The 13,300-nt window shown below is 51.5% G+C and carries 9 protein-coding genes; 6 read left to right on the top strand and 3 right to left on the bottom strand.

The window, feature by feature from the left end; translation table 11 throughout:
- Window position 1: 1 nt before the first annotated feature.
- On the bottom strand, window positions 2-1,387 hold the full coding sequence (trmFO, locus tag ACN0IC_RS06950; protein ID WP_416878042.1) for a methylenetetrahydrofolate--tRNA-(uracil(54)-C(5))-methyltransferase (FADH(2)-oxidizing) TrmFO: 1,386 nt from the start codon (window positions 1,385-1,387) through the stop codon (window positions 2-4).
- Window positions 1,388-1,457: 70 nt separating this feature from the next.
- Here trmFO and ACN0IC_RS06945 point away from each other — a divergent pair, with 70 nt between their 5' ends.
- A complete protein-coding gene (locus ACN0IC_RS06945) occupies window positions 1,458-2,444 on the top strand; it encodes a hypothetical protein (protein WP_416878041.1) in 987 nt (328 codons plus the stop codon).
- 5 nt (window positions 2,445-2,449) lie between these two features.
- On the opposite strand, the gene uvrA is transcribed toward ACN0IC_RS06945, so the two are convergent.
- On the bottom strand, window positions 2,450-5,326 hold the full coding sequence (gene uvrA / locus ACN0IC_RS06940) for an excinuclease ABC subunit UvrA (RefSeq protein WP_416878040.1): 2,877 nt from the start codon (window positions 5,324-5,326) through the stop codon (window positions 2,450-2,452).
- Window positions 5,327-5,485: 159 nt separating this feature from the next.
- Between uvrA and ssb the strand changes: the two genes are divergently transcribed.
- The 3 genes from ssb (at window position 5,486) to ACN0IC_RS06925 (ending at window position 8,599) form a co-directional block, all read left to right on the top strand.
- On the top strand, window positions 5,486-5,992 hold the full coding sequence (ssb, locus tag ACN0IC_RS06935) for a single-stranded DNA-binding protein (RefSeq protein WP_416878039.1): 507 nt from the start codon (window positions 5,486-5,488) through the stop codon (window positions 5,990-5,992).
- Window positions 5,993-6,259: 267 nt separating this feature from the next.
- Window positions 6,260-7,186: an RnfABCDGE type electron transport complex subunit D gene (locus ACN0IC_RS06930; RefSeq protein ID WP_416878038.1), complete on the top strand. Its 927-nt coding sequence runs from the start codon at window positions 6,260-6,262 to the stop codon at window positions 7,184-7,186.
- Window positions 7,187-7,219: 33 nt separating this feature from the next.
- A complete protein-coding gene (locus ACN0IC_RS06925; protein WP_416878037.1) occupies window positions 7,220-8,599 on the top strand; it encodes a DUF2330 domain-containing protein in 1,380 nt (459 codons plus the stop codon).
- A gap of 37 nt (window positions 8,600-8,636) precedes the next feature.
- On the opposite strand, the gene ACN0IC_RS06920 is transcribed toward ACN0IC_RS06925, so the two are convergent.
- The gene (locus ACN0IC_RS06920) at window positions 8,637-9,296 is read right to left on the bottom strand and encodes a superoxide dismutase family protein (RefSeq protein WP_416878036.1); all 660 of its coding nucleotides are present in this window, start codon (window positions 9,294-9,296) and stop codon (window positions 8,637-8,639) included.
- 203 nt (window positions 9,297-9,499) lie between these two features.
- Between ACN0IC_RS06920 and gyrA the strand changes: the two genes are divergently transcribed.
- A complete protein-coding gene (gyrA, locus tag ACN0IC_RS06915; protein ID WP_416878035.1) occupies window positions 9,500-12,271 on the top strand; it encodes a DNA gyrase subunit A in 2,772 nt (923 codons plus the stop codon).
- A gap of 91 nt (window positions 12,272-12,362) precedes the next feature.
- A complete protein-coding gene (locus ACN0IC_RS06910; protein WP_416878034.1) occupies window positions 12,363-13,040 on the top strand; it encodes a methyltransferase domain-containing protein in 678 nt (225 codons plus the stop codon).
- Window positions 13,041-13,300: the final 260 nt, after the last annotated feature.

Below are 13,300 nucleotides of genomic sequence, written 5' to 3'. Positions count from 1 at the left end.
CTTACGCCTTCGCCCATGGCAAAATGTCGTTAAGCGCTCGATTGGCCAATAGTCCTTTACGGAAACGAGTCTTGTCCTTGCCGCGCAACCGCTTTCCGTCCGGCGACTTATAAACAATCTCTTCTTCCATCGGTGGAAACAGTCCGAAATTGACGTTCATTGGTTGAAACTTGGATTTCGGCCCGTCCATAAATCCGCCTGTGACATGTTCCATCAGAGCGCCGAGTGCGGTTGTACGCGGCGGCATATCCATTGATTGTCCCAAGGCCTGCGCTGCGGCGAGGCGTCCCGCGATCAATCCAAAGGAGGCACTTTCGATATAGCCTTCCACGCCCATAATCTGTCCGGCGAAGCGAATATCTTCTCGGCCCTTGAGTTGGAGCTGTGAATTCAATAGCTTAGGCGAGTTTATGAAGGTATTTCTGTGAATGCCGCCTAGTCGCGCAAAGACCGCTTTTTGTAAGCCGGGTATGGTTTTGAAGATTTCGGCTTGCGCGCCGTATTTCATCTTCGTCTGAAAGCCGACCATATTATAAAGCGTGCCAAGAGCATTATCCTGACGGAGCTGCACGATAGCATGGGCTTTTACCGTCGGATTATGGGGATTTGTCAGGCCGACAGGTTTCATCGGTCCCCAGCGTAAGGTTTCCGCGCCGCGTGAGGCCATGACTTCAATCGGCAGGCAGCTCTCGAAATAAGGCGTGTCTTTTTCAAAGTCCTTGAACTCCGTTTGATCGGAGTTGATAAGCGCGTCGATAAAAGTTTCATATTGATCTTTATCGAGAGGGCAGTTGATATAATCCGCCCCGTCTCCGCCGGGACCCTTTTTGTCGTAGCGCGATTGCATCCACGCAATGTCAAAATCAATACTGTCCTTGTAAACAATCGGTGCAATCGCATCGAAGAAGGCGAGGCTGTCTTCGCCCGTCGTTTTCAGAATGTCCTGCGCCAGCGCAGGGGCGGTGAGGGGGCCTGTTGCAATAATCGTATTGCCCCATTCTTTCGGCGGAAGGCCCTTCACTTCGCCGTATTCCACAGTGACCAATGGGTGTTGTTGCAAAATTGTGGTCACAGCTTCGGAAAACTTGTCTCGGTCAACAGCAAGCGCCCCGCCCGCTGGAAGTTTGGTCATATCGCCCATGCCCATAATCAGGCTGTTTGAAAGCCGCATTTCCTCATGCAAAACGCCGACCGCATTGCCGTGTTTATCATCCGAGCGGAAGGAATTTGAGCAGACAAGCTCTGCAAAACCGCCGCCTTGATGAGCTTCTGTCATGCGCTTTGGACGCATTTCATGAAGAATGACGGGAACGCCGCGCGAAACGCACTGCCACGCCGCCTCTGACCCTGCTAATCCCGCGCCGATAATATGTACTGCCTTGACCATGGGCGAGGCCATAAGGCAGGACTGCCCTAGATGCAATGTGGCAAGCGAGTCGCATGGCAGGAGGGACAGCATGAAAATAGAGCCGAGAAAACCAACCACTCCGTTTGATTTCGGACAGGCCGCCGGAGCATGGTTTAATACGTCGGGCGGTAAGGAGTATGCTCTTCGCCTCTGGGTCTGGCATAGCGCCGCGATATTGGTCGTGCTGATGATCTGCCAACCTTTAATGCTCCCGCATTATGCTGATATATTAGAAGCGTCCTGGCGTGTGAACCAGCAAACTATGAGCGGCCAACCCTCAGAGGATGTAAGTATTGCCCTCTGGGCGGCCATCGGGCAGATAGCTCTCCCAACTCTCCTTTTCGTGGTCGGTTTAATGGTCACCACCTCGATGGGAGAAAGCGCCTTATACCGAAAATACTTATTAGGGGCGGAGCCTGCGCGGATTCCCATTAGGCTAGATATTCACACAGGACGAAACCTTCTAGCGCAGATTGGGTTTTATGCTCTTTATTTAGTTGTCTATGTTTTGGGGCTTTTGGCAATCATCCTTGTAGCTGGTTTTTTAGGAATGATGTTTGCTCCAATGATGGCAATTCTTCCATTCTTCGGAGTTCTCTTTTTGATGGTCTTATTGATCGTCTATCCCATAAGGTTTGCACCTGCAGCGGCCTTAACCGCCCTTGACGGGAAAACACACGTTTTGGCTGCAAGAAATGTGACTAAACAACGCTTCTGGTCTCTTTTCGGCGTTTATCTGGTCATTTATATTGGCGGGTATATCGGCTATTATATGGTCAGTTTAATTGGCATGTTGCTGGTGTCCGGTAATCCGGATTTCTTGACGGCGATGTCTGGGTTTGGCGGAGAAAACCCGCGTCCAATCATCGAAGCAACGATCGACCGATTTTCAAATCCACTTTATATGATTTTGGGCATTGTTGCCATGACAATGATGGCGGCAGCCCTGTCCGCGTGGATTCTCTGGATAGCCGGCGTCTCAGCTTACGCCGTACGCTGGTGGCACAGTGACGACCCCGCGCCGGCATTTGAATAGAAAATTTACTCCGCCGCCTCGGCATTAGGGGATTTCCGTTTATCGTCTCGCTCCAATAACGGGCCGAGATAACGTCCGGTCCAGCTTTCCTTGACTTTGGCCACGTCTTCCGGCGTACCGATTGCGACGATTTCGCCCCCGCCGTCGCCACCTTCTGGGCCAATGTCGATAATCCAGTCGGCAGTTTTCACAACGTCCAGATTGTGCTCGATGATAATCATGGTGTTGCCGGTGCCGACCAGCTCATTCAGAACGCCGAGCAGCTTGTTCACATCTTCAAAATGCAAGCCTGTCGTCGGCTCGTCCAGAATATAAAGCGTGCGGCCTGTCGCGCGTTTGGATAACTCTTTCGCGAGCTTCACGCGTTGTGCCTCCCCGCCAGAGAGTGTCGTCGCCTGCTGCCCGACCTTCAAATATCCGAGTCCGACGCGCTGCAGCGTCACCAGCTTGTCCCGAATAGTCGGGACGGCTTTAAAGAAATCTGCTCCCTCATCGACATCCATGTCCAAAATGTCAGCAATGGACTTGCCCTTGAACTTGATCTCGAGTGTTTCGCGGTTATAGCGCGCGCCGTCGCAAACATCACAGGTGACATAGACATCAGGAAGGAAGTGCATCTCAATTTTGATAACGCCGCCGCCCTGACAGGCTTCACACCTTCCGCCCTTAACGTTGAAAGAAAAACGTCCCGGTTTATAACCGCGGGTTTTGGCTTCGGGCAGCCCGGCAAACCAATCCCGGATAGGGGTAAAGGCCCCCGTATAGGTGGCGGGGTTCGACCTCGGCGTCCGGCCAATCGGGGACTGATCAATATCGATGACTTTATCCAAATGTTCTAAGCCCTCGATAGATTTGTGAGGCATAGGCTGGACAGAGGATTTGTTCAGGCGTTTGGCAACCGCTTTGTATAAAGTTTCAATCGTCAGCGTGGATTTACCGCCGCCGGACACACCGGTGACGCAGGTCATCAAACCAAGCGGAAAGTCGGCGTCGACATTTTTCAGATTATTGCCCGTAGCGCCTTTTACGGATAATTTTTTATCTTTGTTCGGTTTGCGCCGTTTAGCCGGAATTTCAATTTCCTTTTTACCGGTCAGATATTTCCCGGTCAGGGAATCTTTGGACTTTTTGATTTGTTCTGGCGTGCCAGAGGCAACAACTTCGCCGCCATGAATGCCGGCGAGAGGGCCCATATCGATAACATAATCAGCCGTCAGGATGGCTTCTTCGTCATGTTCGACAACAATGACCGTATTGCCCAGATCCCGAAGATTCTGGAGCGTTTCCAAAAGCCTCGAATTATCCCGTTGATGAAGACCTATAGAGGGCTCGTCTAGGACATATAGAACGCCTGTCAGACCGGATCCAATCTGGCTGGCGAGGCGAATACGCTGACTTTCACCGCCAGAGAGAGAGCCTGAGCCGCGCCCGAGCGATAGATAATCCAACCCGACAGCATTCAAAAACTCCAGCCGATCGCGTATCTCTTTGAGAATTCGCTCGGCAATTTCCATGTCCTTTTCGGACAATTCCGTGCCTAATTTTTGGAAACGCGTATAAGCGTCCTGAATGGACATATCGCCGGGTTCGGAAATATCCATTCCGGCGACTTTCACGCAGAGGGATTCCGGTCGCAGACGTTTTCCGCCGCAGGCATCACATTGTGAATCCGACATATATTTGCCGAGATCGTCTCTGACCCAAGTCGATTCCGTTTCCCGGTATCGTCGTTGCAAATTCGGAATAACCCCTTCAAAGGGCTTGGTGGTTTTATAGGACCGTTTGCCGTCCTTATAATGGAAATCGACCTTCGTGCCTTTTGTCCCGAACAGGACGACGTCTCTGGCTTTGGCGGAGAGCTTTTCAAATGGGGTATCGACCTTGAAGTCATAATGCTTCGCCAAAGCCTGTAAGGTCTGCATATAGAGACCGTCGGGCTTTTTTGACCAAGGCAGAATGGCGCCGCCCGCAAGGGATTTGCGTTCATCCGGCACCACCAAACCCGCATCGAATTTCAATTCCTTCCCCAGACCATCACAGGTGGGACAAGCTCCAAAAGGATTGTTGAAAGAGAAAAGTCGTGGTTCAATTTCGGATATGGTAAATCCGGAGACGGGACAGGCGAATTTTTCGGAAAAGAGAATACGTTTTTCCGGATCATCCGCATATTCCGCCGCGGCCAGTCCGTCGGCAATTCGCAAAGACGCCTCGAGACTATCAGCCAGGCGGGTTTCAAGCCCTTCGCGGACGACGACACGGTCAACCACAATATCTATATTGTGTTTATATTTCTTATCAAGCGCTTCGGCGTCTTCAATACGCACGATCTCGCCGTTGATTTTGGCCCGCTGATAGCCTTGCTTCATAAATTCGGCGAGGTCTTTACGAAACTCGCCTTTTCGGCCGCGGACAAAGGGCGCCATGATATAGAGTTTCGTGCCTTCGGGCAGCGCCATAATAATATCGACCATTTGCGAAACGGTCTGACTTTCAATCGGCAATCCCGTTGCCGGAGAGTAGGGGACGCCCACCCGCGCCCAGAGCAGGCGCATGTAATCGTAAATCTCTGTGACTGTCCCAACTGTCGAACGGGGGTTCTTGGAAGTCGTTTTCTGCTCAATCGAAATGGCAGGGGATAGTCCCTCGATAGAGTCGACGTCCGGCTTGCCCTGCAATTCCAAGAACTGACGCGCATAGGCTGACAGGCTTTCGACATACCGCCGCTGTCCTTCGGCATAAATCGTATCAAAAGCGAGGGAAGATTTGCCCGATCCGGACAAACCTGTAATCACGATCAGCTTGTCACGCGGCAAATCCACATTGACGCTTTTTAGATTATGCTCGCGGGCTCCGCGAACCTGAATGGATTTTAGCATGGCCATGAAGTCGTCCAATTATCGGAAGAGTTAACAGGTTTTCTACGCCTCATTGTGGACTTAGGTTGCCCATCCCTTCAATACAAGTCAGGTGCCGGGCGCTCTTGCAGAGTCGCGCCCAAGGCTTTAGAACATATATAGAACAAAAACGTCAAGAGGTGAAACATGGCAGGCTCAGTCAATAAAGTGATCCTAATCGGGAATGTCGGCAAAGACCCCGAGATCAGAACTTTCGGCAATGGCGGTAAAGTCGCCAATTTTTCCATTGCGACATCAGAGCAGTGGAAAGACAAGCAGGGGCAGCGCCAGGAAAAAACCGAATGGCACAATATTGCCGTGTTTAGTGACGGTCTTGTCGGCGTGATTGAACGCTATGTCAAAAAAGGCTCAAAGCTTTACATCGAAGGCAAGCTGCAGACCCGAAAATGGCAAGATCGCGACGGGAATGATAAATACACGACCGAAGTGGTATTGCAGGGCTATGGCGGCACGCTGACCATGCTCGACAGCGCAAACAGCTCCGGCGGGGGCGGCGGACGCTCATCCGGCGGCGGCTATAATCAGGATAGCGGCGGATATGGAAATATGAATCAAGGCGGCGGCTCTCGCTCGGCGTCAGCCATGGAAGGCCCGAAAGAAGATTTCGACCTAGACGACGAGATCCCGTTTTAGTCTTTAGCTCTTGAATGCCCGACTGCGTCTATTTCGTTTAGATATTGGCGAATAGGCGGGGCGTAAATTATCGGCGTCACCAATGATGGTGATGCGGGTATGCTTTATAAGAAGGATTTGTCATCAGAGTTCGGAGTATTGAGCGATCTTGATGGGCTTCTACTAACTCTATGAATGACTCAATTGTCATTTAATCTTTTGTCCACCCGCCTTTTTTCTGCCACAATTCAAGGTGTAGTTATATTGTAACGCTTAAAAGGGTCTAAAGTGGTCACAGAACAGGGGAAAAGAATTTGGACGGCGGTTTCCCTTGACCCGCGCCATTACCAGATTGGCGTCCTGACTTCTCTTATACTTCTTGGCTTGTTCCACTTTGGTTTCGATTTGGCATGGTGGCATGTTGCGGGCTGCGTCGGCTCTACCCTCGTCACTCAGGCTTTTGCTGACCGGATCGTGGGCCGACGTTTTGATCCCCGCAGCCCTCTAATATCGGCCCTCTCTCTAACCCTTCTCTTACGCACTGGTTCGCTCACTCTTTCTATCGCCGCAGGCGTTCTTGCCGTCGCCTCGAAATATATTCTGCGCTGGAACGGCAAGCATATTTTCAACCCCGCTAATTTCGGGTTGGTCATTCTCTCACTTCTCTTTACGTCCGCCTGGATATCTCCCGGACAATGGGGAGCGGCGCCCTTGTTTGCACTTCTCCTGCTTGGCCTCGGCGGTATGGTGACAGGCAAAGCGAAACGCTGGGATATAAGTCTCGCGCTCTTAGGCAGTTATGGGCTGCTGGTCTGCGGCCGCGCACTCTGGCTCGGCGATCCCTTAACGATACCTGTCCACCAAATGCAGAGCGGCGCTCTGTTGGTTTTTGCCTTCTTCATGATCTCCGACCCAAAAACGACACCGGATGCGAGAGCAGGGCGGTTGGTTTATGCGGCCATTGTGGCGGCGGTCGGGTTCACTATACAATTCGGGCTTTATAATGCGGGAGGTATAATTCTTTCGCTCATTCTCACGGCTCCGCTTGTCCCGATAATTGATAAAATCTTCAAGGCAGAGCGCTATGCATGGCCGACACTGTCAACACCCCTGTCATTCCGGGCGAAATCGCGGAGGACCGAGAGTGAATATGTCGAATCCACGTTAAAGACCGCCCGAACTCCTGCGACTTCGCGCAGGATGACAGAAATTTAGATTAGAAATTTGAATATTAAACAGGAGCTACCCATGAAACATATCCTAACTGCTACCGCAGCGCTTGGTCTCATCGCCTTCGCGCCGTCAGCCAACGCCTTCTGCGGCTTCTATGTCGCCAAGGCCGACACGGATTTGTTCAATTCCAGCTCAAAAGTGGCGCTTGTCCGGGACGGCAACCGCACAGTGATCACCATGACCAATGATTATCTGGGCGACCCGACTGAATTTGCAATGGTTATTCCGGTCCCGACTGTCATCACGAAAGAACAGGTGCATATTTCAGACCCGGCTTTGTTGGAGCATTTGGATGCCTACACATCTCCGCGGCTCGTCGAATATTTTGATAACAACCCCTGTGAGCGCCGCCTTTATGACGCGGAAGCAATGCAAGATGGTGATACGATTATAGTAACGGCAACACGCAAAGCCGAAGATGCGAAAGCGTTGGGCGTCACTATCGAAGAGCAATTTTCAGTCGGTGAATATGACATCCTCATCCTCTCTGCGACTGAGAGCGACGGCCTTCAGACCTGGCTTGATCAAAACGACTATAAAGTGCCGGAAGGCGCCGAGAAAACACTCGGGAGTTACATCAAACAGGATATGAAATTCTTTGTCGCCAAGGTGAACCTGGAAGAAAAAGCCAAGCAGGGCGGCGAGATGCTCCGTCCTATCGCGGTGGCATATGAAAGCCCTAAATTTATGCTCCCTATTCGCCTTGGCACTGTCAATGCCAATGGAGACCAGGATTTATTTGTCTATGCCCTGACCCGCAACGGTAAAGTCGAGACCACAAATTACCGCACGGTGAAAATCCCTTCGGAGAAGGAGCTGCCGATTTTTGTCAAAGATGATTTCGGCGATTTCTATAAAGATATGTATTCTACCGCGGCAGAGCGGGAAGGGGGCCACGGCGTCTTTATGGAATATGCATGGGATATGAATTGGTGCGACCCTTGCGCCGCCGATCCCCTGAGCCGCGATGAACTGCAGGAGCTCGGCGTTTTCTGGATGGATGAAGGCGTAAATGACCCTGCTATAAGGCCTCGCCGTCCGGTTCCGGGCGCTGCGCAAGATGTTTTCGTCACCCGGCTACATGTGCGTTATGACGCAGAAAGCTTTCCCGAAGATCTAAAATTCAAGACGACTGGCGACAGAAACAATTTTCAGGGCCGGTATATTCTTCGTCATGCATATGAAGGAGACATGGAATGTGAAGCCGCGAAGGAATACAAGCAAAACGTAAATGACCGCAAAGATGAAGAAGTCAAAACGCTTGCGAACCTGACAGGTTGGTCAACGGGCGATATTCGCACCCGTATCGAAGAAAGCGGCAAAGGCGGCTACTTTGAAGTGTCAGAGCCCGCACCGGATGTGAAATGGTGGCAAAAAATATGGCCCGGTGAATAATCACCGAGCCATATCAGAATTCAATTATGATTGAAGTTTAGGAAGTGATGACAGCACATCCCACACGCGCACCTGCTGCGCCGCTTGGCTGACTGGTATAATCATCTGCTTTCTGATGAATCATCAAGGCAGCTCCGTCTGCGTCAAGTAGGGCGGGGAGTTCGCTGTCATTGCTGCGAATTGAAACCCGTTTATTGGTGACTGTGAAAACGCCTTCGCCGTTTATCCCAACGTCTATATTTTCCATATCACCTGCGTGCGGGCCATCTGCGACGTCGAAACCATGTTCTTTATCCGTTGGGTTAAAGTGCCCACCGGCAGATGCAAAATCAGGACCTTCGCATTTACCTGTCTGGTGGAAATGCAAAGCATGTGTCCCTTGCTCCAGACCGCTGACATCAACTTTTACTTCTGTTCCACTCATGCCGAGTGAGGTGAGGGTGACGGTGCCGATAGTTTCGCCCTCAGGGTTCATAATATCTCTTGTCATGACTTCACCGCGCTCATTTTCCATGGAATCTGCCATATCCATATCATCCATCTCTCCATCCATGGCGTCATCGTCCATGGACATGGTGGATTCGGTTGTTGCCATATCCGTGTCCATGTTATCGGTTGTTGTGTCTGGATCGCTACCTGAACAAGCCGCGAGCGACGCAATAATTGCAGTTGATAAAAGGGTTTTTGATAGGGTCATAAATGGCTCCAAAGTTAATTTTCATCTTTGCTACGATTTTGATAGCAAATATGTTCCATTGCCCTCTAAACTTAAATCGATTTAAATTTATAGCTTGAGGAAAAGCGCTCTAATAATTTGCTGTAAGCCCTCCTGACTGCTAATAAAAAGAGGACAAAAGCCGCACGATTCGAGCGGCTTGATTTTTATGGGGAGATCAGAGTTTGAGCGACGATAACGACATTCCTGAAACGCCCGATAATGAGGCCCCTCCGCCCTGGCCGGAAGGGGTGAGCCCCATTAGCATCGAAGAGGAGATGAAAAGCTCCTATCTCGATTATGCGATGAGCGTTATCGTCTCTCGGGCGATCCCTGATGTGAGAGACGGGCTAAAGCCGGTTCATCGCCGTATCCTCTATTCCATGCATGAGAACGGTTTCACGCGGGAAAAGCCTTATAAAAAATCCGCCCGCGTCGTGGGGGACGTTATTGGTAAATATCACCCGCATGGTGATAGCGCGGTTTACGACTCACTTGTCCGAATGGCGCAGGATTTTTCCATGCGCCTGCCATTGCTCGACGGGCAGGGCAATTTTGGTTCTGTGGACGGTGATCCGCCGGCGGCGATGCGTTATACCGAAGTTCGCATGGATAAGCCGGCCGCCTCTCTTTTGGCGGATATCGAAAAGAATACGGTCAATTTCCAGGACAATTACGACGCGTCAGAATCCGAGCCTGTCGTTCTACCGGCCCGTTTCCCGAACTTGCTCGTGAATGGAGCAGGCGGCATCGCGGTCGGTATGGCCACCAATATCGCGCCGCATAATCTGGGAGAAGTCATCGACGGCACGCTGGCCTTGATGGAAGACGGTAACCTCTCCGATATGGACTTGCTGGACATTATTCCAGGACCGGATTTCCCGACCGGCGCATTTATCATGGGCCGGAGCGGGGCAAAACAGGGCGTTCTGACAGGGCGCGGCTCTGTCACTGTGCGGGCCAAAACAGAATTTGAAGAAATCCGTAAAGACCGCATGGCGATTATCGTTACTGAAATTCCGTTTCAGGTAAACAAAGCCAATATGATCAAGAAGATAGCGGCGCTTGTTAATGAGAAACGCATTGAGGGAATCTCGGCCGTTCGCGACGAATCCGATCGTGTTGGCATGCGGGTTGTCATTGAACTTAAACGCGACGCCGTCCCTGATGTGGTTCTGAACCAGCTTTTCCGCTTCTCGCAACTCCAACAGAACTTCAGTTCCAACATGCTCGCCCTGAATGGCGGTAAGCCGGAGCAGATGAATGTGCGGCAAATGCTGGAAGCGTTTCTGGGTTTCCGCGAAGAAGTAATTGCTCGCCGGACGAAGTTCGATCTCGCCAAGGCCCGTGACCGGGCGCACATCCTAGTCGGCCTCGCGACCGCGGTTGCCAATATCGATGAGATCATCAAGATTATACGCGGCTCTGCCAATCCGAAAGAGGCACGCGAGAACCTGTTGTCCCGAACCTGGGACGCGCAGGGCATGGGCGCGCTGATCAAGCTCATTGCTGATCCGCGCTCCAAACTGCTGGAGGACGGCACAATCCAGCTGACAGAGGAGCAGGCAAAAGCGATCCTCGACCTGCGTCTGGTCAAGCTCACAGCGCTCGGGATGGACGAAATTACGGACGAAGCCGAGAAGCTCGCCGCGCTTATCACGGATCTACTGGAAATCCTACGTAGCCGCGAACGCGTTCAGACAATCATTCGCGAAGAACTTATTGAAGTTAAAGAGAAATATGCCACGCCGCGCCGATCCGAGTTTATCGAAGGCGAACTGGACTTTGATGATGAAGATCTCATCGCGGTTGAGGATATGGTCGTAACAGTGACGTCTGGCGGATATGTCAAACGCACGGCGCTCGATACTTACCGCGCGCAGCGCCGCGGCGGAAGAGGGCGCTCCGGCATGTCCATGAAGGACGAAGATGTCGTCACCACCGTTTTCGTGGCCAATACACATACGCCTGTTCTGTTCTTTTCCTCGACCGGCATGGCTTACAAGCTGAAAGTCTGGAAACTGCCTCTGGGCGGGCCCGCAACACGCGGCAAGGCTTTAGTCAACCTTTTGCCTCTGGAGCAGGGGGAAACCATCAACTCCATCATGGCCATGCCCGAGAACGAGGACGAATGGGCAGATATGGATATCATGTTTGCGTCGCGTTCCGGCGGCGTGCGCCGAAATTCACTCTCCGACTTCACGCGCGTCAATCGCAACGGCAAAATTGCCATGAAACCGGATGAGGGCGACGGAATCGTTGATGTTCGCTTCTGTAATGAGGAAGACGACGTTCTGCTGACGACGGCCCTCGGAAAATCCATTCGTTTCCGCGTTACCGATGTTCGCCGTTTTGTCGGCCGGACCTCTTCCGGCGTGCGCGGCATCCGACTGGCGGACGGAGACGAGGTCATTTCAATGGCCGTTCTGCGTCATGTCGATATCGAAACTGACGAAGCCCGCGCCTATATGAAACATGCCAATGCCATGCGCCGGGCTTTGTCTGACGAAGGCGAAGACGAGACTGAAGAGGCCGCGGAAGACGTCGAAATTGAAACGTCTCTCGACGAGGAACGCTTAGGCTATCTGCAAGCCAGTGAACAATTCTTGCTCACTCTGGCGGATGACGGTTTGGGCAAACGCAGCTCTTCTTACGATTATCGCTGTATGAACCGGGGCGGGCAGGGCGTGACGGCTCAAAATCTGGACCGTAAAAAAGGCGATCCCCACGCGAAACTGGTTCGTTCCTTCACAATTGACGAAGATGATCAGGTCATGATCGTGACAGATGGCGGGCTTCTGATCCGCTGTCCGGTCCAGAATATCCGAATTGTCTCGCGGAGCTCACGCGGCGTTACGGTTATTAAAACCCGTGATGGTGAGAGAGTAGTGTCTGTCGAACGTGTCCTCGAAAGCGAAGATGAGTCCGAGGCCGACGACGCAGCGTCTGAAACGTAATTCAAGGTTTAAGCCAAATTCTCGATAAGAGGCTTGGTCTTAAACCTTTTTTTTAAATCTTACGGCTAAGCCCTTCCTCAGGGAGGCGCTCATGCAACGTATTGATGCGACAGATTCAAAGACGATCAGGTATAAGTTTCGGAAGAAACGCTTTGAAAAGGTTGAAAACCTTATCCGAGAGGCGCTGAAAGTCTCCGATCCTGTAACAGTTATCGATATTGGCGGGCGCCGGGATTATTGGGATTATCTGTCCGAAGACCTTCGGGAACATGTCATTATTACCACCGTCAATTTTGAAGACGAGCTTGAGGATTACTCTCAAAAGAGCTCCGATTTGAATATTGTTCAAGTGGTCGGGGATGGTTGTGATTTGTCACAATTTTCCGATAATCAGTTCGACATTTCCCACTCTAACAGCGTCATTGAACATGTGGGATCTTTCGCAAATATGGCCAAATTTTCGTCGGAATCCCGGCGCGTTGCCAAACGCTATTACATGCAAACGCCAAATCTCTGGTTTCCCCTGGAACCACATTTTGGCGTGCCGTTTTTGCATTGGCTTCCGGCGCCGACCCGTATTCGCCTCATCAACAAATACGCCGTTGGGTATAGCGAGAGGGTGGAACCCATAGAGGAGGCGATTGACGAGATTGATCATCTCTCGCTCATAAATGCCAGCCTGGTCAAAACCTTCTTTCCAGACGGCGAGATACACCGAGAAAGATTCGCGCTGATGACGAAATCTCTCATCACTATTGGGCCTGAGTAGGCTTACAATGCTTGTCTTTTCCTCCTCCGTAAACGGGGGAAGATGACCTGACTTAGAAAAACCATCCTCACTTATCATTTTAAAACCCTCAACTCTTTCAACCCCTTACAAAATAATTTGGAGACCCATCCTCACTTTGCTTTTCCGGCCTATAGTCAACCTCGTTGATTTGAACGACGGACTTAAAGGCCCCGCTTTCGAATTGACTGAAAAATGTATCGATCGCGTGGGCAGGTTAAGTGCACGTTGACTGACTGGTA

It is taken from the genome of Litorimonas sp. (assembly GCA_029936425.1).
In the GTDB taxonomy this organism is placed as follows: domain Bacteria; phylum Pseudomonadota; class Alphaproteobacteria; order Caulobacterales; family Maricaulaceae; genus Litorimonas.
The sequence above is the reverse complement of the archived record's forward strand: the minus strand, read 5'-3'. Positions and strand labels throughout refer to the sequence as shown.

Excerpts from the sequence above, each read along its gene's own strand:
- trmFO (WP_416878042.1), bottom strand. The coding sequence starts at position 1,387 with ATGGTCAAGGCAGTACATATTATCGGCGCGGGATTAGCAGGGTCAGAG.
- ACN0IC_RS06945 (WP_416878041.1), top strand. The coding sequence starts at position 1,458 with ATGAAAATAGAGCCGAGAAAACCAACCACTCCGTTTGATTTCGGACAG.
- uvrA (WP_416878040.1), bottom strand. The coding sequence starts at position 5,326 with ATGGCCATGCTAAAATCCATTCAGGTTCGCGGAGCCCGCGAGCATAAT.
- ssb (WP_416878039.1), top strand. The coding sequence starts at position 5,486 with ATGGCAGGCTCAGTCAATAAAGTGATCCTAATCGGGAATGTCGGCAAA.
- ACN0IC_RS06925 (WP_416878037.1), top strand. The coding sequence starts at position 7,220 with ATGAAACATATCCTAACTGCTACCGCAGCGCTTGGTCTCATCGCCTTC.
- ACN0IC_RS06920 (WP_416878036.1), bottom strand. The coding sequence starts at position 9,296 with ATGACCCTATCAAAAACCCTTTTATCAACTGCAATTATTGCGTCGCTC.
- ACN0IC_RS06910 (WP_416878034.1), top strand. The coding sequence starts at position 12,363 with ATGCAACGTATTGATGCGACAGATTCAAAGACGATCAGGTATAAGTTT.